Below are 23,826 nucleotides of genomic sequence, written 5' to 3' on the forward strand. Positions count from 1 at the left end.
TTAGCTGGCGGAGGACCCCAGGAATTCGCGGGCCGCGGTGACCAGTGCTTCCGTTCCGCGCTGCAGGGTTGGCTGGATCACCGGCGCGAAATAGGGGGAGTGGTTGGACGGGATGTCCTCCGGCAATCGACCCGTCGTGGCGTACTCCTGGAAGAGCGCAGGATCGGCTCCGCCCAGGAACCAGAAGACCAAGGGGGCATCCGCAGCCTTGGCCAACGCTCCCACGTCTTCGCTGCCAGACACCGGACCCGGATCGATGATGTGACCCTCGCCGAAGGTCGCCTGGAACGCAGCCCTTACCTTAGCCGTGGCCGATTCATCGTTGACCGTCAGGGGGAAGTGCTCTTCGTAGTGGAACTCCGGCTCCTTGGCAGCACCGGAAGCGGTTGCTTCGCTCTGGACAATCCGTTCGATGGAACCCAGGACCTTGTCCCGGGTTGCGTTGCTGAAGGAACGCACGCTGAGTCCAAGGCTCGCGGTCTCGGGAATGATGTTGTTCTTGGTTCCGGCATGGATTTGTCCCACCGTCACCACCGCCGAATCGCTGGCAGCGAGCTCCCGGGACACGATGCCCTGCAGGCGGACAGTGGCCGACGCTGCCATGAGGACAGGATCAACGGTGGTTTCGGGTCGGGAACCGTGGCCGCCGCGTCCGTGCAGCACCACGTTCAAGGAGTCGGCGGAGGCCATGGTGACACCGGAGCGCACCCCAAACCAGCCTGCCGGGAAGGGCGCAACGTGCTGGCCGAGGACCACATCGGGCTTCGGGACGCGGTCGTAGAGGCCGTCCTTGACCATGGTCTGGGCGCCGCCACCCCATTCCTCGGCAGGCTGGAACACAGCAATCAGGGTGCCTTGCCATTCCTGGCGCTGCCCGGCCAACGATTCAACGGCCCCCACCAGGCAGGTCACGTGCACGTCGTGCCCGCAAGCGTGCATGACGGGAACGTCCTTGCCTTCATGATCGACGCCGGCGGCCGAGCTTGCGTAGTCCAGGCCGGTGGCTTCCTTGACGGGAAGAGCGTCCATGTCCGCGCGCAGCATGACCACCGGGCCGGGGCCGTTCTCCAGCACACCCACAACGCCGGTTTTTCCCACGTTGCGGTGCACGGTGAAGCCAAGGTCCTGGAGGTGTTGCGCGGCGATCCCTGCGGTCCGGACTTCCTGGAACGAGAGTTCAGGATTCGTGTGCAGGTCTTTGTACAGCTCTTCGAGGTCAATGGTCATGGGTTTGCCCTTCTTTCGACGTCGTCGGTACGGCCAGTGTATCGACGCGAAATCCGCACTTGCTGGGAAGCCAGAGGGCAGACTGGTGCAATGAATGATTCCGGGTCAGTGACAACTCAGGCAGCCACTGTGGAAGCGTGGACGGAAGCCCTCGCCGAATCAACAGGCTCGCCTGGCGGCGGTGCCGGGACCGGGGTGATGCTGGCCATCGCTGCCTCGCTGACCTCGATGGTGGCCGGGTATACGGAGGCTGAGGGGGAGCAGGAGTCCGAGTTGGCGGCGCTGCAAAGGCGGGCGAAGGAACTGCGTCGGACCGCACTGCGGCTGGCCGACGACGACGCTGCCGCATCCAAGGCGTTCGGCGCTGCCTTCCGCTTGGATCCAGGACCGGAACGCGACGACGCCATCCACCGGGCATCGGTTGATGCGGCCAAAGCATCCGCCGTCCTGGGCGGGAAAGCCATGGACGCCATCGAGGACCTTGGCTGGCTGGCTTCGCACGGAAATCCGGCGCTCATCGCCGACGTCGTGGTGGCGTTCGGGGCGCTCAGGGCTGCGATTGCCGGGGCAAGGACCAATGTCAGCTTCGACCTCGGTTCGCTCACGTCGGCAGGTGCCGAACTCGAGGAAGTCCGGGAGCAGCACCCCAGGCTGTGGGACACGGTCAGCCGGCTCAGCGAAGCCTTGGACCGGATCGACGAACTGACGGCAAGCGTGGACGGGAAAGCGGCACCGACGGACGGCGTTTGAGGCCCGGTCTACGCCCCATTTCAGCGCAAAGGCACGCAGAACGGGCCCCACAACGTTGGATCTGGAACTGCGCACCGAGCGTGCCAAATTTTGTGGACCTGTTTTCCTAACGGGTTCGCGGGCGCTGCCGATAACTGTTGCTGAGCAGGGATCGCTCGATGCATGGCCACGGATTGGCCTTAGGACACCAGCAGGTGAGGACTTTGTGCTTGAATCCGTGACTTCCGTCGCCATGGCCAGCGCCCTGGACGCGCTCGCCTTGCGCCAGCGGACCATCGCCAACAACATCGCGAACGTCAACACGCCCAACTACCAGGCCAAAAGGGTGTCCTTCGAAGACCAGCTGGCCGCTTCGGTACGTTCCGGGGACGGCAACGTCAAAGCGTCCATCAGCCCGTCCGATGAGCCCACCCGGACCGACGGCAACAACGTCAACCTGGACACGGAAACCCTTTCAAACATTGACACAGTGCTGCGCTACCAATTCGCTTCAAGGGCAGCAACCGGCGAATTCACGTCCCTCCGCACCGCACTGAGGACCAACTGATGACGTTTGACGCAATCGGAATCGCCGGTTCCGCACTGACGGTACACCGCAAATGGCTCGATGCAGTCTCCGACAACCTGGCCAACATGAACAACGCGTCCAGGACCGACGGGCAGGTTTTCCGGGCACGCTACATCGAGGCCGCCGAGGGCAACAACGGCGACGGCGTGTACGTCAAGAGCACACCGCTGGGAAATGGCGAAGGGCGGATTGTCTACCAACCTGACCACCCCTTGGCCGACGCCAACGGCAACGTCCGCTACCCGGACATCGACATGGCCGAGCAGATGGGCACGTTGATCATCGCCCAGCGCGGCTACCAGGCCAACGCCCAAGTGGTTGACCGCGCGCGCGAAACTTACCTGGCGGCCCTTGAGATAGGAAAATCCTGATGGCCATCGGCCCAATAACAGCGGTCCAAGGCGTCAGCGGAACCGGCTACGTAAGCCCGGCAGCGCCAGCCACCACCGGCGGCGACTTCGGAGCCGCACTGACGGGCGCCGTCGACAATTTGCAGTCCCTGCAATCGACATCCAAGGAACTGGCCGTATCTGCGGTGACCGGCAACCTGGACGACATCCACAAAGCGACCCTTGCGTCCACCCGTGCGCAGGTGACCTTTGAACTGGTGGCCGCTGTCCGGAACAAGGGTATTGACGCGTTCAACGAGATCATGAGGATGCAGGCCTGATGCCACCGGCGATTTCCCAGTTTTTCCGTAAGCTCGGTAGCGGGGTCCAGGCGTTCAGCCCCGCCCAGCGCACCCTCGCCATCCTGGGCGTGGCCGTGCTGGTGCTCGGTGGCGTCGCGTTGACGGCATGGTTGGGAAAGCCCGCCTACTCACCACTGTTCTCCGGTTTGAAAGACACCGACGCCAACAGCATCGTGGAGCAGCTCCGGAAAGACAACATCCCCTACGAGCTCAGCAACGGCGGTTCCACCATCCTGGTCCCGGAGGACAAGGTGTACGACGAACGGCTGAAGGCGGCTGCGGCCGGGCTCCCGTCCGCTGCTGCCACCGGATACTCGCTGCTGGATAAGTTGGGTGTCACATCCTCCGAATTCCAGCAATCCGTCACTTACAAAAGGGCGCTGGAGGGCGAACTGAGCACCACGGTGCAGGCGATGGACGGCGTGAAGAGCGCAGCGGTCCGGCTCGCCATTCCCGAGAAGTCCGTGTTCGTGGACACCACCCCTGAGGCCACAGCGTCGGTGTTCGTTGAGACCCAGCCCGGCACCACCTTGTCCGCTGACAAGGTGCAGGCCATTGTGCACCTGACCTCGGCAGCCATCGAGAACCTCAAACCCACCAACGTCTCCGTGGTCGATTCCCAAGGCAACGTCCTGTCCACTGTGGGCGGGGGAGCCACCGGTTCCTCTTCCAAGCAGGCAACCGACTACCAGCAACGAACCTCGGATGCAGTCCGGGCAGTCCTGGACAGCGTCGTAGGCCCCGGCAACGCAACCGTCGCCGTCGCAGCGGACGTCACCGCCGAGTCCGCCCAGCAGCGCAGCGAAACGTTCGCGCCCGCGGCCAACACTCCGGCGCTCAGCGAGTCCACGAAAACCGAAAAGTACACCGGCACCGGTGGCGGCGCGGCGGGCGTCCTCGGCCCGGACAACATCGCAGTGCCTGGTGGCTCCAACGCCAACGGATCCTACGATTCCAGCGACACCACCAAGAACAACGCCGTCAACAAGGTCACCGAGGACCGGACCATCCCGCAGGGCGCCGTGAAGCGCCAGACCATCTCTGTAGCGATCAATCAGGCCGCAGCTGGAGGGGTCAACGTGGACTCGGTGCGCGCACTGGTCACCTCAGCGGCAGGGATCGATGCCGGACGGGGTGACGTGGTCACTGTGGAGGTGCTGCCATTCAGCACCGCTGCCGCCGACAAAGCCGCCCAAGCACTCGGGGCGGCGAAAGCCGACGCTGCCGCTGCCAAGGATGCAGCCCTGATGAACACCCTCATCCTGGCAGGCAGCATCATGCTGGCGGCCATTGCCCTGATCGTGGTTGTGCTCATTACCCTCAAACGCCGCCAACGCCGCGAGCCTGTGGACCTGGGCGAGCAGATGGATTACGACGCCCTCCCCGAAGCCCTTCAGACGCCGGCCCTCACCGGCCCGCCGACCACAGCGATCGAACTGACCTCCATCCAGCCCCAAGCCCCGGTCCAGCCCACCCCGGCGCTGCCGTTGCCAGGCTCCGAGGCCCTCGACGGCGAACTGAAGCGCGCCCAAATCGAAGCCATGGTGGCTGACAACCCGGCACGCACGGCCGAGTACCTGCGCGGGCTCATGGATGACAGGCAGTCCGTATGAGCCAGATGGTCCCGGAAGCCTCAGCCCTGAGCGGGGTGCAAAAAGTGGCAGTTGTGCTCATGCAAATGAACCCGTCCAGCGCGGCAGCCGTCATGGCCCAATTCTCCGAATCCGAAGCCGAAGACATCGCGGCCGAAATCGTTCGGCTCCGCCGTGTGTCCTCGGTGGTCGCCGACCACGTCATCAACGAATTCCACGGCCTGGCCGTCAGCGGGCGCCGCACTGCCCGCGGTGGCCAGGAATTCGCCGTCGGGCTCCTGGAAGCATCCTTCGGCGCGGACAAAGCCGCAGGCTTCATGGACCGGCTCGCGTCCACCATGGCCGGTAAGTCGTTCGAGTTCCTGGAAATGATGGATCCCGGGCAAATCCTGGCCCTGATCGACGGCGAACTCCCGCAAACCATCGCACTGATCCTCGCCCACCTGCGGCCGGGGAAGGCCTCCGCCGTCATGGCGGGCCTCGGCGACACCCAGCGCATCGATGTTGCCCGCAGCATCGCCACCATGGGCTCAGCATCACCCGAAGCCGTTGGGATCGTGGCTGAAACCCTCAAAGCCAGGGCCGGCGCTGTCATGTCGCAGCGGAAGTCAAACGAAATCGTTGGCGGTATCCAACCGCTGGTGGACATCATCAACCGGTCCGACATCACCACCGAACGCTCCGTCCTGGACGGCCTGGGCACGCTGGATCCCGAGCTCGCCACCGAGGTCCGGGCACGGATGCTCACCTTCGTGGACATCGTGAAGCTGGAACCGCGGGACATCCAACGGATCCTCCGCGGAGTCAGCGCCGACGTCCTGGCAGTAGCCATGAAGGGCGCCCCGGCCGTGGTTCTGGATACCGTCCGGGCCAACGTGTCCGGCCGCAACCTGGAAATCCTCGAAGCCGAGATGGCCGCCTCCGGTCCGGTTCGTGCCTCGCAAGTGGAGGAAGCCCGCGCGGAGATCGTCCGCTCCATCCGCGAACTCGAAGCCGAAGGCGCGATCGTGGTCCGTCGCGGGGACGAGGACGACTTTGTCTACTGAGAACTTCACCCGCATCACCTTCCCGCCGGTTGGCACCACCGACCGTTCCGATGACGTCGATCGCGGCTTCGTCCAAGGCCATGCGGCCGGCTATGCCGCCGGTATGCAAGCCGCCGCAGCCGAGCACCGCGAGCTCCAGCAGCGCTTGCGGGCCGAGCACCAGGAAATGCTCGACGCCGGCAGGTCCTCCCTGGCCCGTTCCGCACAGGTCCTGCAGGCTGCAGCACAAGCGGCCCAGCAGCGCCAGGAAGTCACCTTGGACGAGATGCAGGACGTGCTGGCGGCCAGCGCGGTGGAACTGGCCGAGGCAATCCTCGGATACGAGCTCGCCCACGGCGCGGACACGGCCCGGGCGGCACTGAACCGTGCGCTGGGAGCCGGCGGCAGCACCGGCGTCGAACACGTCACCGCAGTGCGCCTCCACCCACACGACATCGCAGCCCTCCAGGCCTCGGGTGTTGACGAAATTGCCGGTGTGGAGCTGAAAGCCGATGCCACGCTCAGGCCCGGCGACGCCATCGGCGAGTACCCGAACGGATGGATTGACGCCCAGATCGGTACCGCATTGGAGCGGGCCCGGCGAGCCCTGCTCGAGGTCCGCCAGTGACCGCGTCCCGCCCCCACGCGCACAGTTTCCGTGCAGCACTGGCCGCCGCCGCCCCGCAACGCGTGGGCACCGTGACCTCCGTGCTCGGACTGGGATTGGACGTCGCCGGGCTCCACTGCGCAGTGGGGGAGCTGGTGACGGTCGGCTCTGGAACGGAAACGCTCGACGCCGAAGTGGTCGCCTCAGTGGGTGGCACGCTGCGGTGCATGCCCCTGGGCCGGTTGACCGGCGTCGCGGCAGGAACACCCGCACGGGCCGCGGGGTCTCCCATGCTCGTCCCCACCGGCGCCGGGCTGTTCGGACGGGTGCTCGATGCGCTGGGCCGGCCCATCGACGGCAAGGGGCCACTTCCACCGTCCCGGATGGTTCCGTTGGATCAGGAAGCGCCGAATGCCATGAGCCGGGCCCGGATCGACACGCCCCTGCAGACCGGAGTCCGCGTCCTCGACACGATGACCACACTGGGTCGCGGCCAACGCATGGGGCTCTTCGCCGGCTCCGGCGTGGGAAAGTCCTCGCTGTTGTCCATGGTGGCCCGAGGCACCGACGCCGAAGTCTCCGTGATCGCCCTCGTTGGGGAACGCGGCCGTGAAGTCCGCGAATTCCTGGAAGACGACCTTGGCGCCGAAGGATTGGCCCGCTCCGTGTTGGTGGTTGCCACCTCCGACGAACCCGCCCTCATGCGGCTCCGGGCCGCCGTCACCGCCACCCGCATCGCCGAGTCCTTCCGCGAAGCCGGCAGGGACGTCGTGCTCATGATGGACTCACTCACCCGCGTGGCCATGGCCCAACGCGAAATCGGCCTCTCCGCAGGTGAGCCGCCAGCGACACGCGGCTACCCGCCGTCGACCTTTTCCGTTCTGGCCCGGCTCCTGGAACGCGCCGGCACCGCAGAAACGGGCTCCGTCACCGGTATCTACACCGTTCTGGTGGACGGCGACGACCACAACGAACCCATCGCCGACGCCGCCCGCTCCATCCTGGACGGACACGTGGTCCTGGACAGGAAACTCGCCGTCACAGGGCACTTTCCCTCCGTCGACGTCCTCGGTTCGGTGTCCCGCGTTGCCTCCAAGGTCAACCCTGCCGGGCACACCGCGCTCGCCGTTGCCCTCCGGAGAGTCCTGGCGGCGAGGCGTGGCGCGCAGGACCTGATCGACGTCGGCGCGTACCAGCGGGGCAGCAACCCGCTGGTGGACGCGGCCCTTGACCACGAGGACGCGATCAACCAGTTCCTGCGCCAGCCAATGGGCGAATCGACGCCCAACAGTGGGTCCTGGGACGCGTTGGCCCAGCTCACAGCCAACTTTGGACACTTTGAAGGAGCAGCGTGAACCGACAATTCTCCCTTGCCGGGCTGTTGAGGCTGCGGCAGGCTGAACAGACGTCAGCGGAAAGCGGGCTCGCCGCCGCCAACTCACGATCGGCGTCATTGCGGGTCCGGCGTGCAGAAGCCCGCGAGGTGCTTGCCGATTCGAACGGGAACGCAGGGGATTCGGCGTCTTTGCTGGCCATCGCCGCGGCCCGTGCGTCCTCGCAGAGCATGCTGGCCGAACTTGACGCCCTGGTAGCCAGTGCCGAGGCGGACGCCGACGCTGCCCGCGCCGACTACACCGAAGCCAAGCGCAGGGCGGTGGGCCTGGAGAAGCTTGAAGCCCGGCACGACGCCGCTATCGTTGCCGCACAGTTGAACGCGGAGCAGGGCGTCCTGGACGAGATCGCATCCACCGCTTGGCACAGGAAGGCCACCCCGTGAGCATGACCGACGCCATTGGGCGGATACAGAACATCGAAGCATCCCTGCAACAGCTGACGTCGCCGACCCGTTCTACCCCGGACTCTTCAGCCTCCGCTGGGAGCTCGGCTGCCTCTGCCTCTGATGCTGCTTCCTTCGCTTCCGCGTTGAGCAGTGCGATGGGCACCTCCACTTCCCTTGCCTCAGGCTTGGGTTCCTTGTTGCCAGCTGTCGGGGGTGCGACTTCTCCGAACGCGGCTTTGGGAAGCACGACGGCGGCCACCGGAGCGGCGGCTGTCGGCGGCAGCGGCGGTACGACGTCGGGTGACGCCGTGGTTGCAGCAGCCAAGAAGTACATCGGTGTGCCCTACGTCTGGGGTGGAACCAACCCGGCAGTAGGCATGGACTGTTCCGGTTTCGTGCAAAGGGTCTTCAAAGACCTGGGCGTGGAACTGCCCCGGGTGGTCAGCGACCAGATGCAGAAAGGAACCCCTGTGGCCTCCCTGGCCGAAGCGAAGCCAGGGGACCTCCTTGTCAGCTACGGCGGAGAGCACATCTCCATCTATCTGGGCAACGGGAAAGCCATCGACGCACCCGTGCCCGGGCAGACCATCCAGATCCGGGACGCTTGGGAAAAGTACTCCAACCTGACCTCGATCCGCCGGATCGTTCCGGCCGGGGTGGCCTGATGTCCGCCGTTGCCGCGGGTCCACGGTTCCTTGGTCCCCAGCTTGGTTCCGGCGCCCGGACGCCCCATGGCCCAGGGGACGCCGGCGCCTTCGACGCCGTGATGGCAGCCGAAGCCCACCCCGCCGGCCAGCTCGACGGTGCGCTGCAGGATAGACGTTCCCTGCCGTCTAAGTCGCAGCGGGCCATCGAAACGGACGCGCCCGGGGATTCTGTGGGTGGCCCGGGGGGAGCGGCCGATGCTCTTCCCGCGCTTCCTTTCGGGATTGCCGGGGGAGCCCGTTTCGATGCTCCGCCGCCGAGTGTGCCGGACGCACGGCATGGTTCGCAGCAAACCCCCGAGCGGGGCGTGCCCGGGGCCGGTGGTTTGGCCGGGGCTGGCGGTTTGGCCGGGAACGTGGCGGGTGCCAGCGTGTCCGTGGCCGGCGTGCCCGTGCCCGGTGGGCCGGGGGCCGGCGGCTTGGCCGGGAACACGGTGGGAGCTGGCGCGGCTGGGCTTGCCGCTGCCTCCGGTTCTCAACCGAAGCAGCCCGCCCCTTCGTCCAGTGCCGGGGGAGGGGTTGAGGTCTCTTCCTCTCTCCGTTTCGATGCTTCGCTGCGGAGTGTGCCGAACGCACGGCACGATTCGCAGCAACCCCCCGAATCGGGCGTACTCGTTTCTGCCGGGCCTGCTGGTGCTTATGTGGCTGCCGGAGAGTCGGGACTGGCCCTGGTTGAGGGTGGTGTTGGCGTGTCCGGGACTCCTTCGGCCACCCATTTAGACGCTTCGCTGCCGGTTAGACGATTCCTACCGTCTAATGGGCAGCAAGCCGTCGAAACAGGCGTGCCCGGGGCCGTGGTTCCTGGCTTCGGGGTAGCAGTTGATGCCCCTCCGGCGCTTTCTGATGCTCTCCAATTCGATGATTCGCTGCGGAGTGTGCCGAACGCACGGCACGATTCGCAGCAAACCCCCGAATCGGGTGTGCCCGGGCCCGGCGGCTTGGCCGGGAATGCGGCGGGTGCTGGTGCGGCTGGGCTTGCCGGGGCCGGCGGCTTGGCCGGGAATGCGGCGGGTGCTGGCGCGGCTGGGCCTGCCGATGCCTCGGACCCCCAGGCGACGCAGCCCTATGCTCCATCCAGTGCAGGGGTAGGGCTGGGCTCCTCGGTTGAGATCTCTTCCTCTGCCCGTTTCGGTGCTTCGCTGCGGAGTGTGCCGAACGCACGGCATGATTCGCAGCAAACCCCCGAATCGGGGGTGCCCGGGGCCGGCGGCCTGGCCGGGAACCCGGCGGGTGCTGGTGCGGCTGGGCTTGCAGGGAACAGCGGCCTGGCCGGGAATGCGGTGGGTGCTGGTGCGGCTGAGCTTGCCGGGAACACGGGGCGTGCCGGGAACCCGGCGGGTGCTGGTGCGGCTGGGCTTACCGGGAACACGGTGCTTGCCGCTGCCTCCGGCCCCCAGGCGACGCAGCCCGTTCCTCCATCCAGTGCAGGGGTAGGGGTGGGCACTGCTTCGGTGCTGTCGCCGGCCCTCCAATTCGACGGATCGCTGCACGACAGACGCTTCTTTGCGTCTAACCAGCAGGGAAGCGTCGAATCGGGCCCTCTCCAGGCAGTCCAAGTCACGCAGGCTTCACAAATTCCCCCGAACCTGCAGCCTGTACCCCCGCAGCTCAACACCATCCCAACCCAGCCGGCCATACCGACCCCGCCGGCTACCCCAACCCCGCTGGCTAGCGCACCCCAACCGGCCCTCGCACCCCAGCTCGCCGCACCACTTTTTTCGCTGGCATCGGCAGGACACGGGGAACACGTGATGACGTTGCGTGTTGCCCCGGACGACCTGGGACCCCTCACGGTCAGGGCTCACATCGACGCCGCGGGCGTGCGCATCGAACTGTTCGCACCCGGGGATGCCGGCAGGGACGCAGTGCGGCATGTCCTTCCGGAGCTCCGACGAAGTCTCGAGGACTCCGGCGCGAGCCTGAGCCTCTCCTCACAGAACAGCCCACCCGACGCCGGACGGGATCCCGGGCAAGGCAGCGGACGGGATCCCGGCCAAGGAACAGGGCACGGCTCAGGTCCCGGCAGCGGAACACGTGACCCGGACACCCGCACCCAAGGGCCCGGCGAACAAGGGCCCGGCGAACAAGGGACCCGCACCCAAGGCCCCAACGAGCAAGGGCCCGGCGAAGCGGGGCACGAAGGTGCCGATGCCCAACCACAGCTGCCACCCGGCGTCGTACACCGCCCGGGTAGCCCGAACCGCCTGGACATCCTGGCCTGACGAAGGAGACGAGCATGACAACCATTCCCGCAATCGCGGCCAACAACGGCGCAGCCCCGGGCAGCACCCCAAGGAGCCCGGTCAAGGCCATGGATTCGGAGGTCTTCATGTCTTTGCTGGTCACCCAGCTGAGGTACCAGGACCCCAGTGCCCCAATGGACACGAACCAGATGATGAGCCAGTCCGTGCAGCTCTCCATGATGGAGAAGATGACCGAGCTGACAGCCGGGTCCAAGGAGAGCTTCTCGCTGCAGATGCGAAGCGCTGCGGCGCAGATCATCGGAACCGAGGTGAGCTACACGCTCGCCGACGGCACCAAGGGCGCGGGCGTCGCCAGTGCGGTGTCGTTCGCCGACGGTGTACCCACCGTGACCGTGGGGCAGGCCAAAGTGCCCCTGGACCTGATCACCGGCATGACGGCACCAGCGCCCGTCGAGCCCAAGAAGACCACCTGATCCCCAAAAACACTTACCCCGAACCAAACCGAAGAAAGGCAACACCATGCTCCGTTCGCTGTACTCCGGAATTTCCGGCCTCCGAGCCCACCAGGCCATGCTCGACGTCACCGGCAACAACATCGCCAACGTGAACACCACCGGCTACAAGTCCTCGTCCGCCCAGTTCCAGGACACGCTTTCGCAGATGACGCAGGGCGCGGCGGGACCGCAGCAGAATGTGGGCGGTTCCAATCCTGCACAGATCGGTCTCGGAGTCCGGGTGGCTGGCGTGAGCACCAACTTCGGTCAGGGATCGTCGCAGAGCACCGGCCGCGGCACGGACCTGATGATTTCCGGTGAGGGCTTCTTTGTCACCGGCAAGGGCACCCAGCAGTACTACACCCGCGCGGGCAACTTCCAGATGGACGCTGCGGGCCGCTTGGTCAGTCCCGACGGCGGCATCCTCCAAGGCTGGACGGCCACCAACGGCGTGGTCAATCCGGGCGGGGCAACGGGGCCCATCACGTTGTCGCCGGGCACCACCGCGCCGGCAGTTGCGACGACGAACGCCACCCTCGGCGGCAACCTGCCTTCCGACGCCGCTGTGGGCACGTCCGTGGAGCGCCAGGTGAAGGTGTACGACGCCAACGGGGCGGAGCGCAGCCTTACCCTGACGTTCAGCCGTTCGGCCACTGGCTGGAATGTGGCCGGTGCGGACGCCAACGGAGCCAATGGAACGGGCACCTTGACCTTCGCCAACGGTGCTTTGACGTCCGGCGGGACGATGACGGTTGGTGGAATCACGGTGAACATGGGCGCGGTCACAGGCTTCGCGCAGATGAGTACCCTCTCCGTTACCGGCCAGAACGGCGCGGAAGCGGGCGAACTCGAGTCGTTCACGTTGGCTGGCGACGGTTCCCTGGTGGGGTCCTTCAGCAACGGTGCCAAGGAAGTCCTGGCACGCGTGGCCCTGGCGCGATTCACCAACCCCGAAGGCCTGGAGAAGGCCGGCGGCTCCGCGTACGTTGCCACGGCCAACTCGGGTGCCGCCCAGCTTGGGGTTGCCGGTGAAGGCGGTCTTGGCTCGCTGGCTTCGGGTTCGCTGGAGATGTCCAACGTGGACCTGTCGCAGGAGTTCACCAACCTGATTGTGGCCCAGCGTGGTTTCCAGGCGAACGCCCGCATCATCACCACCTCGGACGAGGTCCTGCAGGAACTGAGCAACCTGAAGCGCTAAGCAGATCCCGTCCTTGTCCGGATTCCAGCCGCGTAGTACGTGCGGATATTCGAACAAGGACGGGAGAGGGCTGCACGCAAGCTAACGCCCGGGCCGGTCCGGCCGACAGTAGGGGACAGCACCACTTCCAGCCACACCCTGACCAGAAACGGCCCATGATCGTTGTCACCCGCCTCAACGGCACACGCTTCGCCGTGAATCCGGACATCCTTGAACGGATCCACGAGAGTCCGGACACCCACTTGGTGACTCTCGACGGCGCCGCATACGTCGTGCGGGAATCGCTCGCCGAGGTGGTGGAGCTGATCGCGGATTACCGTGCCAGTGTCCTTCGCCGTGCCCAGGATCTTCCCGCACGCACAGGGTATCCGCTGAGCCTGGTCCGGTCGCCCGAGCCCGAGCCCGAGCCCGAGCCCGAGCCCGAGCCCGAGCCTGGCCCGGCCGACGCGCCGCAGCCCGCGCCGCAGCCCGCGCCGCAGCCCGGCCCGGCCGACGCGCCGCAGCCGAACAACCACCCGAACGGAATGTAGTCGATGACAATTCTTGGCCTGCTGCTGGCCTTCGCATCCGTGGTGGCCATGGTCACCCTGGAGCACGCGAACCTCATGTCGCTGCTCCTGCCGGCACCAATGATCCTGGTTTTCGGCGCCACCATCGCGGTGGGCCTGGCAGGGAACACGCTCGCGGATGTCATCAAGGCCTTCAAGGACGTTCCCAAGGCCTTCCTCGGCAAACCCGCCAAGCCCACGGAGAGCATCGACGAGTTGGTCCGCCTCGCCGAGAAGGCCCGAAGCGAGGGCCTCCTTTCCTTGGAGGAGGAGGCCAACAACGCCAAGGATCCGTTCCTGCAGCGCTCCCTCCAGAACATCGCCGACGGGACGGACGCAGAGGAATTGCGCCTGCTCATGGAGGACGAAATCGACACCAAAATGCGTGCTGACCACGTGTCGTCCAAGTTCTTCGCGGCCCTGGGCGGGTACGCGCCCACTATCGGCATCATTGGCACGGTGGTCTCCTTGACGCACGTCCTGGAGAACCTCTCCTCGCCCGACCATTTGGGGCCGATGATCGCGGCAGCCTTCGTTGCCACCCTCTGGGGCCTGCTGTCCGCGAACTTCATCTGGCTGCCGTTGAGTGCCAAGCTCAAGCGCCTGTCCGAGCTGGAAATCGAGCGCATGACGCTCCTCATGGAGGGCCTGCTTGCTGTGCAGAACGGCACCCAGCCGCTGCTTCTGGCCGAACGGCTCCGGGCCATGGCGCCCGCAGGGGCCAAGGCCAAGTCCAAAGACGGAAAAGCGGACGACGGCGGCAAGTCCGGTAAGTTGCCGGCGTCCAAGGCAGCATGAGGTCCCGGAGGAGGCGGGGTGCCCAGCCCGAGGAGCACCACGTCGACGAACGCTGGATGGCTTCCTACATGGACATGGTCACGGTGCTGATGTGCATGTTCATTGTCCTGTTCGCCATGTCCTCGGTGGATCAGGATAAGTTCGAGAAGCTGCGCAATTCGCTGGCCACGGGCTTCGGCACCCAGATCAGCCAGAAAGTGGACACGGCTACTGGCGTTGTGGTCCCCGCGGAGCTCGCTGCTTCCGACGGCGAGGGTTTTTCGGCACTGGATTTGGCCATCAAGGAAGCCGATAAGCTCACTGCCCTTGAGCACGAAATGAAAGCCAAACTCGATGCCCAGGGCCTTGGCGCGAACGTGCAGTTCGACGTCGGCGAGCGGGGACTGTCCGTGAAACTGGTGGGCTCCCAGACGTTCTTCCAACCGGACATGCCGGACCTGACCAACCGCGCCCTCGAGATCCTGAAGACCATCGCACCCACCGTGGTGGGCTCCGGGCTTGAAGTCATGGTGGAGGGCCACGCAGCCAAGGGAATCACGGCCTATGCATCCACGTGGGAGCTGTCGGCTGCCCGTTCCGTCAACGTCCTGAGGTACTTCGTGGACGACGCCGGCATGCCGCCTGGCCGGATCGGCGCGGTGGCTTTTGGTGCCGCGCGCCAGGTGACGGACGATTCCACCGAGGAACTCATGGAGTTGAACCGGCGCGTTGACGTGGTGTTGTTGTCCTCCAGCCCGGAGGATGTCCGCGCGCTGATTCCCGGCGCGATCGAAGCCCAGACCAAGGAATCGGCGGCCGCCGCGAAAGCCGCGAAGTAACCGCGGAATAGTCGTAGCGGGAAACGTCTTACGCGCTTCTCCGACGTGCCGATAGTGCCGTCCGTGGGAGAACAGGAAGATCGCGCGGCGGTACGCCAGCGCACCGTAGAGGTCTACGACTTCCGTCGACCCACCACTTTGCCGCGCCAGCATAGCCGGGTCCTGGAAGTTGCTTTCGAAACCTTCGCCCGGCAGTGGGGTACGCAGCTCACAGCCAAGGTGCGGTTGAAGTCCACGGCCACGCTGGAACAGCTGAGCATGCAGAGCTACGACGAATACTCTGCCTCCCTCCCTTCGGTCACGTCCATGGTGCTCTGCAGGATTGATGGCAGCGAATCCCGCCTGGTCATCCAGTTCCCCGCTACGGCCGCCCTGTCGTGGCTGAGCCGGATGCTCGGGGGTTCAACGGAAACCGCAGTGCCGGAGCGGAAGTTCACCCAGATCGAGCACGCCCTGGTTTCCCGGATGGTGGAGGAAGCGCTGGAAGACCTCCGGTACTCGTTGGGCAACCTCCTGACGCAGGCCGTGACGATGGACGGCATCCAGTACAACTCCCAGTTCGCGCAGGCGGCCGCCCCCTCCGAGCTTATGATCGTGGCGTCCTTCAACGTCAACGTGGGGGAAACCCAGTGCGCGGCCACCTTGGCAGTTCCTGCCGACGTGCTGCTGTCCAGACTCGGCGATGTAAACCCCATGGTTCACAGCGTCGACAACGAAGCACTGGTCCGCACCCAGCTGGCGCAGGTACCGGTGGATGTGGCCGTACAGTTGACCGCCGCACCGGTGACGCCCGCGCAAATCCTGGGTCTCGCCGTCGGAGATGTCCTGCCGCTGCCGCACCTTGAAAACCGTCCGTTCGATGTCACCATCAACGGCACCCGCCTGGCCACCGCCGCGGCCGCCCGCAACGGCTCCCGCGCCGCCGCAGTCATCGTCACAACCGAGGAGCATCAGCGATGAGCAACATTTTGACCCTGCAGGCGGCTGCTGCCGAGCGCCTCGCGCTGCACCTGCCCAGCGCATCCACCCTCCGTGTTGCCGGCATCGTTCCGGCGCAGGACGCCGCCGCCTATGCTTCTCCGGCCGTCACTGCCACGTTTGTTGGAGCCCTGACGGCCGATTTCGCGCTGCTGCTGGTGGACCGGTCGTTCCTTGCCGCCGCCGGCGGTGCCGGGCTGGGTGGTGCGGTCCAGCATGCCGTGCAGGCCGCCGACGTTCTGCGTCCCGCCCTGGAACAGGCCGCGTCAGCGTTCGACGCCGGCGTGCTGGGTGAGGTGCGCGAGGAGGACTCAGCCGCGCTGCTCTCGGACCCCGATACTGCGGTTTTTGAACTGAACGACGGCGGTGCCCCCTTCGGCTGGTTCGCTGTCCGTGTGCGGGACAACGCTACTGGCACTGATGCCGGTGCCCGTGGACAAGGTAACGAGCTGGCTGCCCGCTTGGGCCTGATCAGCAGTGTTGAGATGGCGTTGACCGTGGAGATCGGCCGTACCCGGATGTCAGTGCGGGACGCCCTGGCACTCGAGCCCGGGAAGGTCATTGAACTGGACCGGTCAGCCGGTGCACCGGCAGATGTGCTGCTGAACGGCAGGCTGATCGCCCACGGCGAAGTTGTAGTGGTGGACCAGGACTATGCAGTGCGCATCACCCGCATCCTGGACGGGTCCGAGGGAACACTGTAGATGGACACAATGATCCTCGGGCTGCGGGTGCTCGTGGCCCTCGGCGCCGTGCTGGGCTTCATCTGGCTGGTGCAGAAGCGCCTCGGCAAGGGCAAAGGCCGCCGGCGCGCGGATGCCGCGCTGACGGTCGTGAGCCGTCAGGTGGTAGGCCAGAAAGCGTCGGTGGTGGTGGTCGACGCCGGGGACAAGCGTTTCCTGTTGGGCGTCACCGAGCACGCGGTGACAGTGCTCCACAGCGGTGACACGCCTGCCATGGCGCCGGAGCCGGGGGAAGCAGCGGGAGCCCAGCCGGCTGGGAGCTTCGCGGAGCTGTTCCGGCAGGCATCTGGTCGCCCCCAGCCTGAACTTCGGCCCCAGCCTGAACTTCGGCCCCAGCCGATCACTGGGTCGCTTCCCGAGCCGGTCACGGACTCGCTCCCTGTGCTTCGGCGTCGGAGCGAACTCCACCGTCGAGGCCAGATGCCGGAGCACCCCATGCATGGCTCCATCCTGTCCGCTTCCACTTGGCGGCAAGCCTCGGATGCCATCCGGGGACGCCGCAATTGATCCGAACTGCTGGGTTCGGCCTGCATGGCCGGCCATTTCCTGCCGCACGCCGGCGCGCCCTGCCGCAGCTGCTCACTGCTGCGGCCGTCGTGTTGTTCACGGGCGTTCTGCTGTTGCTCGGTATGGCAGCCGCCCAGGCGACTCCCATCGATCCCACGCAGCCCACAGCACCGACCCCGCCCGCTGCGCCCGGCTCCGGGAACGTCAGCATCGACATCAACGGCCTGGATGGGACGCCCTCCACGGCGGTCGTAACGCTGATCGGGATCACGCTGCTTTCCGTAGCCCCCGCGCTGCTGCTCATGATGACATCCTTCACCAAGATTTTCGTGGTGCTGGCCATGACCCGGAACGCCCTGTCCTTACCGGCTATCCCGCCCAACCAGGTCCTGGCCGGACTCGCGCTGTTCCTCTCCTTGTTCGTCATGTGGCCCGTCGTCTCGGACATCAATACAGCGGCCGTGCAGCCATACCTGAACGGCGGGCTGGACTTCAACGGTGCAATGTCCGCGGGTTGGTCTCCGCTCCAGCACTTCATGCTGGCCCACACACGGGAAGAGGACATCGCGCTGATGACCCGGGCCGCGAAGATGGACAACCCCGCCAACCCTGAAGCCGTGCCGTTCCAGACACTGGTTCCGGCCTTCATGATTTCGGAACTGCGTGCCGCGTTCATTATCGGCTTCGTTATTTTCATCCCCTTCCTGGTCATCGACCTCGTGGTATCCGCTGCGCTCATGTCCATGGGCATGATGATGCTTCCTCCGGTGATGATCTCGCTGCCGTTCAAGATCCTTTTGTTTGTCTTGGTGGACGGTTGGGGACTGGTCATCACGTCCCTGATCCAGAGCTATTCGAGCGGCTGATGGATACCAATGCAGTCCTGGACATCTGCCTCCAGGCCATGATCGTCGCAGCCAAGCTCGCCGCACCCACATTGGTTACCGCACTGGTGGTGGGACTGGCGATTTCGCTCCTGCAGTCCATCACGCAGTTGCAGGAAGCAACGTTGTCATTCGTCCCCAAGGCTGTTGCAGTAGCGATCGCCTTGGTGGTCTGTGGGCACTGGATGATTTCGGAAATGGTGGCTTTCACCAATGAGCTGTTCGCCCGCATTCCCGGCCTGATCAGCGGAGCGTGAGGTGGACATCCCCGTCGACCAGTCGTGGATCCAGGTCCTCTTGCTGGCATCGGTTCGCATGACAGCCTTTTTGGTGGTCGCTCCGCCGTTCGCCCACCACGCCATCCCGGCCCGCATCAAAGCCATGCTCGGGATCGGGTTGGGGCTGGCCGTTTCCCAACGGCTCTCGTCCGGAGCCGTCCCTTCTGACACAGCAGGTTTCGTCATGGCTGTGGTCCTGGAACTGGTCACCGGCCTGGTCCTGGGCTTCCTGGTCATGGTGATCTTCGCAGCCATCCAGTCCGCCGGCAGCCTGGTGGACCTCTTCAGCGGTTTCCAAATGGCACAGGCGTTCGACCCACAGATGATGGTCAATGGTGCCCAGTTCACCCGGCTCCTTCAAATGGCGGCCCTTGCGCTCCTTTTCGCCTCGGACGGTTACCAGATGGTCCTTGGCGGCCTCATGGGAAGTTTCAATGCGTTGCCCCTGGCGGGTGGCATCGATCTCAGCCGTCCCATCGAGGCCCTGATCGGCGCCGTCACCGGCATGTTCCTCGCCGCCGTGCAGATCGCCGGTCCGCTCCTGGTGGTCCTGGTGCTCGCTGACGTCGGGCTCGGACTCCTCACCCGCGTGGCCCCGGCCCTCAACGCCTTTTCCCTCGGCTTTCCGCTCAAGATCTTCATCACGCTGGCGCTGGCAGGATTCCTGTTCCTGGCGTTGCCCCGGCTCGTTTCCACCCTTGCCGAGCAGGCAGCCAATACTCTGATGGGGGTGGGCTAGTGGCGGATTCACAAGAGAAGACCGAACAAGCCACCGACAAACGCATGCGCGAAGTCCGGGAAAAGGGGCAACTGTCCCGTTCCCAGGACCTCATGGCCTGGCTGGCAGTGGGGGCCGCCGCGGCGATGCTCCCGGCAACCATCGATCACGCCACAAACGCGGCCGTCGACCAGCTCTTCACCGTGAAAAGCGTCATCGCGCAGCCTGATCCCGCGAAAGCCGTTGCTGCACTGGAAGCAGGGCTGGGGTCCCTCGCCGGAATCCTGGGGCCGTTGCTCATGGTTGTCACCGTGGTGGTGCTGGCAGGCTCGGCCCTGCAGGGTGGCATCCGCTTCAAGAAGTTCCGGGCCGAGTTTGAGCATTTCAACCTGCTCGCCGGTTTCAAACGCATGTTCGGCGGCCAGGCACTATGGGGAGGCGTCAAAGCGCTGCTGAAGACCGCCGTCGTGGGTCTTGTCCTTTACGCCGTGGTGCAGGGACTGATGCCGGTGCTGTTGACCGCCGGCGGGCTTCCGGTTGCCGGGATATTGGCAGCGGCTGCGGGGGGAATTGGCGCGCTCATCCAGTTCGCCGTCGCCGCAGGGCTGGTGCTGGCAGCGGCGGACATCTTCGTGGTGATGCGCCGCAACCGCAAGAAAACGCGGATGTCCAAGAAGGAAGTCCAGGACGAGAACAAAAGCACCGACGGCGACCCCCTCATCAAATCCCAACGGCGTTCACGCCAGCTCAGCATGAGCCGCAACCGCATGATCGGCGCCATTGGGGACGCGGACGTCGTGCTGGTCAACCCGACGCACGTGGCAGTTGCGTTGAAGTACGACGCCGGTAAATCGGCACCGCGCGTCGTGGCAAAAGGCTCAGGGCTGATCGCTGCCCGCATCAGGGAGGAAGCCGAAGCCAAGGGTGTGCCCATGGTCCAGGACATCCCCCTGGCGCGGGCCCTGCACTCGGCCTGCGAGTTGGGCCAGGAGATCCCGGTTGAGCTGTACCGCTCGGTCGCCGGAGTGTTGGCCTTTGTGATGTCGCTGAAGAAACGCGGAACTGCACGGGGAATCCATCAGATGAAAGAAAGTATGCAGGCATGAAGAACAACAAGTTCGCCCGGCTTTCCGTGCCGGTTGGCATCGTAGGAATTGTGCTGCTGCTGGTTGTTCCGCTGCCGGCCGCGCTGCTGGACTTCCTGATCGTGTGCAACATCCTCCTGGCGTTGCTGATCCTGCTGACCAGCATGTTCGTGAAGAAGCCCCTGGACTTCTCCGTCTTCCCGTCGCTGCTGCTCGTGGCTACGCTCTTTCGGCTGGGACTCAACGTTGCGTCCACCCGGTTGGTACTGGGCCAGGGGTTCGCGGGCCAGGTCATCGAGGCGTTCGGCAAGGTCACGGTTGGTGGCTCGCTGATCATCGGCGCCGTGGTGTTCCTGATCCTGGTGGTCATCCAGTTCGTGGTGGTCACCAAGGGTGCCGAACGTGTTGCCGAGGTGGGCGCGCGCTTCACCCTGGATGCCATGCCTGGCAAGCAGATGGCCATCGACGCGGACCTCAACGCCGGACTCATCACCGACGCCGAAGCCCGGAAGCGGCGTGCCGAAGTGTCCGCTGAAGCCGACTTTTACGGCGCCATGGATGGTGCTTCGAAGTTCGTCAAGGGTGATGCCATCGCGGGCATCATCATTATCATCATCAACTTCGTGGGCGGAATCGCCATTGGCGTGCTGCAGCGCGGCATGGATGCCGGCGATGCCCTGAACACCTACGGTCTCCTGACCATGGGCGATGGCTTGGTCACCCAGATTCCTGCACTGCTTATGGCCGTCTCCACCGGCATGATCGTCACCCGGTCCAATGCCGAAGAAGACATGGGCCGCACGGCTTCTTCGCAGCTCATGCAATCACCCAACGCCCTGCTGATCGCAGGACTGGCCGCCGGCAGCATGGCCCTCATTCCCGGCATGCCCATCCTTCCGTTCGTGGTGGTGGGCGCGCTGCTGGTCCTCGCTTCCAGGCGCGTAGCCAGCGCACAAAAACTCCAGGCCGAAACGCAGGAGGCAGAGAACGCAGCAGCTTTGACCGGGGAGGAGGACCCCAACGAGCGGCTCATGGAAGACATGCGCGTCCACCCTGTGGAGATCCTGCTCGCACCGGACCTTGTGGACATTGTTTCCGGTGCCTCCGATGACCTGCTGGCGCGGGTACGCTCCCTCCGGCACAAGATCGCCATGGAACTGGGGCTCGTGGTCCCGCCCGTCCGTACACGCGACGCGATGGACCTGCCGCCCTCCACCTACGCCATCCGCATCGCCGGCGTCGAGGCTGGAAGGGGAGTGGCGCCGTCGGGCAAGCTGCTTGCCTTGGGCGAATTCCTGGACGCGTTGCCGGGCACCGCAACCGTGGAACCGGTGTTCGGTCTCTCCGGCAAATGGGTTCCCACGGAAATGCGGCACAGCGCCGAAATGACCGGTGCCACGGTCATTGACCGGGTCTCCGTCCTGGTCACGCACCTGTCTTCGATCATCACCGCAAACGCGGCCCGGCTCCTGACCCGCGAAGACGTACGGGTGCTCACCGAAGGGGTCCGCAAACAAAGCCCTTCCGCCGTTGAAGAACTTACGCCTGCCCTGCTTTCCCTGGCCGAAATCCAGCGCGTGCTCCAAGGACTCCTCGAAGAGCAGGTCCCCATCAACGACCTCCCGCGGATCTACGAAGCGCTGGCGCTGCGGGCCAAGGTTTCCACCGACCCGGAATCGCTGGTGGAATCCGCCCGGCACGCGCTGGGTCCTGTGCTTGCGGACAGGTACATGGACGGGGCGGTCCTGAACGTGATCATGATCGATCCGTTGTTGGAGCAGTCCATGTTGGAGGACATGCGTCCAGGCGAAGGCGGCACCCAGATTGTCATGGGCCAGGCGAAATTGGACAGCGTCCTGAACTCCCTGAAGTCCGCTGCCGACGGAGCCGCTGCTGCCGGCCGGGAAGCCGTGCTTGTGTGTGCACCAACCCTGCGTCCGGCGATCCGGCGGCTCGTCGCAGCCCCCGATGGCGGTGTCCCCGTGCTCTCGTATCGCGAAGTGACCTCCGCCAACATCCGTATCGAGACAGTGGGGGTGGTCCGCCATGCAGAAGCGCTACAAGCTTAGCGGTGCGTCGCTTGAAGCCATTCGCGCCAAAGCACTCAAGCAGTACGGACCCGGCGCGCGCATCGTATCGGCCGAGAAGGTCACCAATCCGGGCATCGTGGGATTGTTCGCCGCAGCCAGGTTTGAAGCCACAGTGGAAGTGTCGGACCTCCCGGAACCCGCAGGCCAGCAGGCGCCGCTGACTCCCCGCCTTGTTGAGCCAGGTCCCGTTCACGAGCTCCACGGGCCAGCCATCGCGGCACTCCTGGAGCGAGCCGACGCCGCCGAACTCGAGATGCACCAGCCCACCCCCGCACCCGTCTCCACCGCATCCCCGGACTTCGCGGGCCTGCTGGAACAACTGGGCAAGGAACTCCAACCGGCCGGGCCGTCCCCCTCCGTGCCGGCTTTGGCGACCCTGCCGCCGTCGGCCGCTGAACCCGTACGTAAGGTTCCGCAGCCCATGACGGGCGACGGTAACCTCATCGTCCTCCTGGGCCTCGGCGACGATGCGCTTGGACCGGCCCTGGAAATGTCCATAGCCGCCGGAGGCTCGGATGTCCGCACCGCGGGCAGGCTCACCGCCTTCGGCCACCTTCACGTCCAAGGAAGGCAAGGCACGACGGCGGCACGCGCCCAGGCCGTCCTCACCGGCCAGACCGTGGTGGTTGCGTTCGGGCTCGGACGCCCGGGGGACGTGCCATCACATGGCGCGGACATCTCCCTCCTGGCCGCCGACCAAATGTGGGTGGTGGTCGACGCCCGGCACAAAGCGGAAGACACCCAGGCCTGGGTACAGGCACTCCAGCGTGTCGTGGCAGGGGAGTCCTTGGGTGTTGACGCGCTCGCCGTCATCGGCGCCTCGGAAACCGCGAGTCCGCAAACGGTGGATACGCTGGACATTCCTGTCGGTTGGGTGGATGGCAAACCCGCCACCGCACCCGTCCTCGGAAAGGTAAATTGAAAGCATGCTGGTACTGACGCGTAAGCCGGGCGAAAAGATCATGATCGGGGACGAAATTGTCATCACCGTCATGGAAGGGCGCGGCGACGGCGTCCGGATCGGAATCGAGGCTCCCCGCGGAGTGTCCATCCAGCGCAGCGAGGTGGTGGAAGCCATCGCCGCAGCCAACCTGGCAGCAACCCAGGCCGGCCCCGACGCCGAAGAACTCCTGGCGGCCCTCCGCCCGCCTGCCCCCAAAGCCTGACCCTCTCTCACATCCCGCCCTATTGGGCCGGACGCTCGCTCACGTCCCGCCCGGTTGTAGCGGACGCTCTCTCACGTTCCGCCCTGTTGGGCCGGACGCTCTCTCACGTTCCGCCCTGATGTAGCGGACGCTCTCTCACGTTCCGCCGTGTTGGGCCGGACGCTCTCTCACGTTCCGCCGTGTTGGGCGTGACGCTCTCTCACGTTCCGCCGTGTTGGGCGTGACGCTCTCTCACGTTCCGCCCTGATGTAGCGGACGCTCTCTCACGTTCCGTCCTGTTGTAGCGGACGCTCTCTCACGTTCCGCCGTGTTGGGCGTGACGCTCTCTCACGTCCCGCCTGTTTGGCAGGGACGCTCTCTCACGTCCCGCCTG

The 23,826-nt window shown here is 65.6% G+C and carries 27 protein-coding genes; 26 read left to right on the plus strand and 1 reads right to left on the minus strand.

The genetic code is table 11. From position 1 onward, the window contains the following. Complete coding sequence (locus tag ABHM97_RS20015) at positions 1-1,227, minus strand: amidohydrolase (protein WP_349471983.1); 1,227 nt, start codon at positions 1,225-1,227, stop codon at positions 1-3. 90 nt (positions 1,228-1,317) lie between these two features. Here ABHM97_RS20015 and ABHM97_RS20020 point away from each other — a divergent pair, with 90 nt between their 5' ends. From ABHM97_RS20020 to ABHM97_RS20145, 26 genes are all read left to right on the plus strand, one after another. After that, positions 1,318-1,977 (plus strand): cyclodeaminase/cyclohydrolase family protein, encoded by a 660-nt coding sequence (locus tag ABHM97_RS20020; protein WP_349471984.1) that lies wholly within the window; start codon positions 1,318-1,320, stop codon positions 1,975-1,977. A 205-nt stretch (positions 1,978-2,182) separates the two neighbouring features. Next, positions 2,183-2,524, plus strand: a complete 342-nt coding sequence (locus tag ABHM97_RS20025; protein WP_349471985.1) for a flagellar basal body rod protein FlgB — start codon at positions 2,183-2,185, stop codon at positions 2,522-2,524. Continuing rightward, positions 2,524-2,916, plus strand: a complete 393-nt coding sequence (locus tag ABHM97_RS20030) for a flagellar basal body rod protein FlgC (RefSeq protein ID WP_235518861.1) — start codon at positions 2,524-2,526, stop codon at positions 2,914-2,916. Before ABHM97_RS20025 ends, ABHM97_RS20030 begins: the two co-directional genes overlap by 1 nt. Beyond that, positions 2,916-3,215 carry a flagellar hook-basal body complex protein FliE gene (gene fliE, locus ABHM97_RS20035; protein WP_235518865.1) on the plus strand — a complete coding sequence of 100 codons (300 nt, stop codon included), beginning with the start codon at positions 2,916-2,918 and terminating at the stop codon, positions 3,213-3,215. Before ABHM97_RS20030 ends, fliE begins: the two co-directional genes overlap by 1 nt. Then, positions 3,215-4,849 carry a flagellar basal-body MS-ring/collar protein FliF gene (gene fliF / locus ABHM97_RS20040; protein WP_349471986.1) on the plus strand — a complete coding sequence of 545 codons (1,635 nt, stop codon included), beginning with the start codon at positions 3,215-3,217 and terminating at the stop codon, positions 4,847-4,849. The genes fliE and fliF overlap by 1 nt, the downstream gene beginning before the upstream one ends. Further along, positions 4,846-5,874, plus strand: a complete 1,029-nt coding sequence (gene fliG / locus ABHM97_RS20045; RefSeq protein ID WP_235518867.1) for a flagellar motor switch protein FliG — start codon at positions 4,846-4,848, stop codon at positions 5,872-5,874. Before fliF ends, fliG begins: the two co-directional genes overlap by 4 nt. Next, positions 5,864-6,481, plus strand: a complete 618-nt coding sequence (locus ABHM97_RS20050; protein WP_349471987.1) for a FliH/SctL family protein — start codon at positions 5,864-5,866, stop codon at positions 6,479-6,481. Before fliG ends, ABHM97_RS20050 begins: the two co-directional genes overlap by 11 nt. Continuing rightward, positions 6,478-7,815, plus strand: a complete 1,338-nt coding sequence (locus ABHM97_RS20055; protein WP_349471988.1) for a FliI/YscN family ATPase — start codon at positions 6,478-6,480, stop codon at positions 7,813-7,815. Before ABHM97_RS20050 ends, ABHM97_RS20055 begins: the two co-directional genes overlap by 4 nt. Next, the gene (locus tag ABHM97_RS20060; RefSeq protein WP_349471989.1) at positions 7,812-8,237 is read left to right on the plus strand and encodes a flagellar FliJ family protein; all 426 of its coding nucleotides are present in this window, start codon (positions 7,812-7,814) and stop codon (positions 8,235-8,237) included. Before ABHM97_RS20055 ends, ABHM97_RS20060 begins: the two co-directional genes overlap by 4 nt. Before the next feature lie 2 nt (positions 8,238-8,239). Beyond that, positions 8,240-8,905, plus strand: coding sequence for a C40 family peptidase (locus ABHM97_RS20065; RefSeq protein ID WP_349472002.1), 666 nt, complete (start codon positions 8,240-8,242; stop codon positions 8,903-8,905). Continuing rightward, positions 8,905-11,166 (plus strand): flagellar hook-length control protein FliK, encoded by a 2,262-nt coding sequence (locus tag ABHM97_RS20070; protein WP_349471990.1) that lies wholly within the window; start codon positions 8,905-8,907, stop codon positions 11,164-11,166. The genes ABHM97_RS20065 and ABHM97_RS20070 overlap by 1 nt, the downstream gene beginning before the upstream one ends. Before the next feature lie 14 nt (positions 11,167-11,180). After that, positions 11,181-11,621 (plus strand): flagellar hook assembly protein FlgD, encoded by a 441-nt coding sequence (locus ABHM97_RS20075; protein ID WP_235518877.1) that lies wholly within the window; start codon positions 11,181-11,183, stop codon positions 11,619-11,621. 46 nt (positions 11,622-11,667) lie between these two features. After that, the gene (locus tag ABHM97_RS20080; protein WP_235518879.1) at positions 11,668-12,840 is read left to right on the plus strand and encodes a flagellar hook protein FlgE; all 1,173 of its coding nucleotides are present in this window, start codon (positions 11,668-11,670) and stop codon (positions 12,838-12,840) included. A 155-nt stretch (positions 12,841-12,995) separates the two neighbouring features. Then, positions 12,996-13,370, plus strand: a complete 375-nt coding sequence (locus ABHM97_RS20085; protein ID WP_349471991.1) for a flagellar FlbD family protein — start codon at positions 12,996-12,998, stop codon at positions 13,368-13,370. Positions 13,371-13,373: 3 nt separating this feature from the next. After that, a complete protein-coding gene (locus tag ABHM97_RS20090) occupies positions 13,374-14,186 on the plus strand; it encodes a motility protein A (RefSeq protein ID WP_349471992.1) in 813 nt (270 codons plus the stop codon). Then, on the plus strand, positions 14,183-15,004 hold the full coding sequence (locus ABHM97_RS20095) for an OmpA/MotB family protein (RefSeq protein ID WP_257368946.1): 822 nt from the start codon (positions 14,183-14,185) through the stop codon (positions 15,002-15,004). The genes ABHM97_RS20090 and ABHM97_RS20095 overlap by 4 nt, the downstream gene beginning before the upstream one ends. A gap of 63 nt (positions 15,005-15,067) precedes the next feature. After that, a complete protein-coding gene (locus ABHM97_RS20100; protein ID WP_349471993.1) occupies positions 15,068-15,964 on the plus strand; it encodes a flagellar motor switch protein FliM in 897 nt (298 codons plus the stop codon). Continuing rightward, positions 15,961-16,686 carry a flagellar motor switch protein FliN gene (fliN, locus tag ABHM97_RS20105; protein WP_235518888.1) on the plus strand — a complete coding sequence of 242 codons (726 nt, stop codon included), beginning with the start codon at positions 15,961-15,963 and terminating at the stop codon, positions 16,684-16,686. The genes ABHM97_RS20100 and fliN overlap by 4 nt, the downstream gene beginning before the upstream one ends. Next, on the plus strand, positions 16,687-17,232 hold the full coding sequence (gene fliO / locus ABHM97_RS20110) for a flagellar biosynthetic protein FliO (protein WP_349471994.1): 546 nt from the start codon (positions 16,687-16,689) through the stop codon (positions 17,230-17,232). It abuts the gene before it with no gap. Positions 17,233-17,354: 122 nt separating this feature from the next. Beyond that, the gene (gene fliP / locus ABHM97_RS20115) at positions 17,355-18,098 is read left to right on the plus strand and encodes a flagellar type III secretion system pore protein FliP (RefSeq protein WP_349472003.1); all 744 of its coding nucleotides are present in this window, start codon (positions 17,355-17,357) and stop codon (positions 18,096-18,098) included. Beyond that, complete coding sequence (gene fliQ / locus ABHM97_RS20120) at positions 18,098-18,373, plus strand: flagellar biosynthesis protein FliQ (protein WP_349471995.1); 276 nt, start codon at positions 18,098-18,100, stop codon at positions 18,371-18,373. Before fliP ends, fliQ begins: the two co-directional genes overlap by 1 nt. A 1-nt stretch (position 18,374) precedes the next feature. Then, complete coding sequence (locus ABHM97_RS20125; RefSeq protein ID WP_257368941.1) at positions 18,375-19,133, plus strand: flagellar biosynthetic protein FliR; 759 nt, start codon at positions 18,375-18,377, stop codon at positions 19,131-19,133. Beyond that, the gene (locus ABHM97_RS20130) at positions 19,133-20,218 is read left to right on the plus strand and encodes an EscU/YscU/HrcU family type III secretion system export apparatus switch protein (protein WP_349471996.1); all 1,086 of its coding nucleotides are present in this window, start codon (positions 19,133-19,135) and stop codon (positions 20,216-20,218) included. Before ABHM97_RS20125 ends, ABHM97_RS20130 begins: the two co-directional genes overlap by 1 nt. Next, complete coding sequence (locus tag ABHM97_RS20135; RefSeq protein ID WP_349471997.1) at positions 20,215-22,266, plus strand: flagellar biosynthesis protein FlhA; 2,052 nt, start codon at positions 20,215-20,217, stop codon at positions 22,264-22,266. Before ABHM97_RS20130 ends, ABHM97_RS20135 begins: the two co-directional genes overlap by 4 nt. Beyond that, positions 22,244-23,209, plus strand: coding sequence for a hypothetical protein (locus tag ABHM97_RS20140; protein WP_349471998.1), 966 nt, complete (start codon positions 22,244-22,246; stop codon positions 23,207-23,209). The genes ABHM97_RS20135 and ABHM97_RS20140 overlap by 23 nt, the downstream gene beginning before the upstream one ends. A gap of 4 nt (positions 23,210-23,213) precedes the next feature. Next, entirely contained in the window at positions 23,214-23,453 is a 240-nt protein-coding gene (locus ABHM97_RS20145) for a carbon storage regulator (RefSeq protein ID WP_349471999.1), read from the plus strand. The last annotated feature ends 373 nt before the right edge of the window (positions 23,454-23,826 follow it).

Source organism: Paenarthrobacter sp. CAP02 (assembly GCF_040137855.1).
Lineage (GTDB): Bacteria > Actinomycetota > Actinomycetes > Actinomycetales > Micrococcaceae > Arthrobacter.

Bases quoted from the DNA above. Each gene is read 5' to 3' on its own strand.
- ABHM97_RS20140 (WP_349471998.1), top strand. From the start codon at position 22,244: ATGCAGAAGCGCTACAAGCTTAGCGGTGCGTCGCTTGAAGCCATTCGC.
- fliE (WP_235518865.1), top strand. From the start codon at position 2,916: ATGGCCATCGGCCCAATAACAGCGGTCCAAGGCGTCAGCGGAACCGGC.
- fliN (WP_235518888.1), top strand. From the start codon at position 15,961: ATGAGCAACATTTTGACCCTGCAGGCGGCTGCTGCCGAGCGCCTCGCG.
- fliP (WP_349472003.1), top strand. From the start codon at position 17,355: ATGGCAGCCGCCCAGGCGACTCCCATCGATCCCACGCAGCCCACAGCA.
- ABHM97_RS20085 (WP_349471991.1), top strand. From the start codon at position 12,996: ATGATCGTTGTCACCCGCCTCAACGGCACACGCTTCGCCGTGAATCCG.
- ABHM97_RS20070 (WP_349471990.1), top strand. From the start codon at position 8,905: ATGTCCGCCGTTGCCGCGGGTCCACGGTTCCTTGGTCCCCAGCTTGGT.
- ABHM97_RS20065 (WP_349472002.1), top strand. From the start codon at position 8,240: ATGACCGACGCCATTGGGCGGATACAGAACATCGAAGCATCCCTGCAA.
- ABHM97_RS20020 (WP_349471984.1), top strand. From the start codon at position 1,318: ATGAATGATTCCGGGTCAGTGACAACTCAGGCAGCCACTGTGGAAGCG.
- ABHM97_RS20015 (WP_349471983.1), bottom strand. From the start codon at position 1,227: ATGACCATTGACCTCGAAGAGCTGTACAAAGACCTGCACACGAATCCT.
- ABHM97_RS20080 (WP_235518879.1), top strand. From the start codon at position 11,668: ATGCTCCGTTCGCTGTACTCCGGAATTTCCGGCCTCCGAGCCCACCAG.
- ABHM97_RS20090 (WP_349471992.1), top strand. From the start codon at position 13,374: ATGACAATTCTTGGCCTGCTGCTGGCCTTCGCATCCGTGGTGGCCATG.
- fliF (WP_349471986.1), top strand. From the start codon at position 3,215: ATGCCACCGGCGATTTCCCAGTTTTTCCGTAAGCTCGGTAGCGGGGTC.
- ABHM97_RS20095 (WP_257368946.1), top strand. From the start codon at position 14,183: ATGAGGTCCCGGAGGAGGCGGGGTGCCCAGCCCGAGGAGCACCACGTC.
- fliO (WP_349471994.1), top strand. From the start codon at position 16,687: ATGGACACAATGATCCTCGGGCTGCGGGTGCTCGTGGCCCTCGGCGCC.
- fliQ (WP_349471995.1), top strand. From the start codon at position 18,098: ATGGATACCAATGCAGTCCTGGACATCTGCCTCCAGGCCATGATCGTC.
- ABHM97_RS20030 (WP_235518861.1), top strand. From the start codon at position 2,524: ATGACGTTTGACGCAATCGGAATCGCCGGTTCCGCACTGACGGTACAC.
- ABHM97_RS20145 (WP_349471999.1), top strand. From the start codon at position 23,214: ATGCTGGTACTGACGCGTAAGCCGGGCGAAAAGATCATGATCGGGGAC.
- ABHM97_RS20135 (WP_349471997.1), top strand. From the start codon at position 20,215: ATGAAGAACAACAAGTTCGCCCGGCTTTCCGTGCCGGTTGGCATCGTA.
- ABHM97_RS20075 (WP_235518877.1), top strand. From the start codon at position 11,181: ATGACAACCATTCCCGCAATCGCGGCCAACAACGGCGCAGCCCCGGGC.
- fliG (WP_235518867.1), top strand. From the start codon at position 4,846: ATGAGCCAGATGGTCCCGGAAGCCTCAGCCCTGAGCGGGGTGCAAAAA.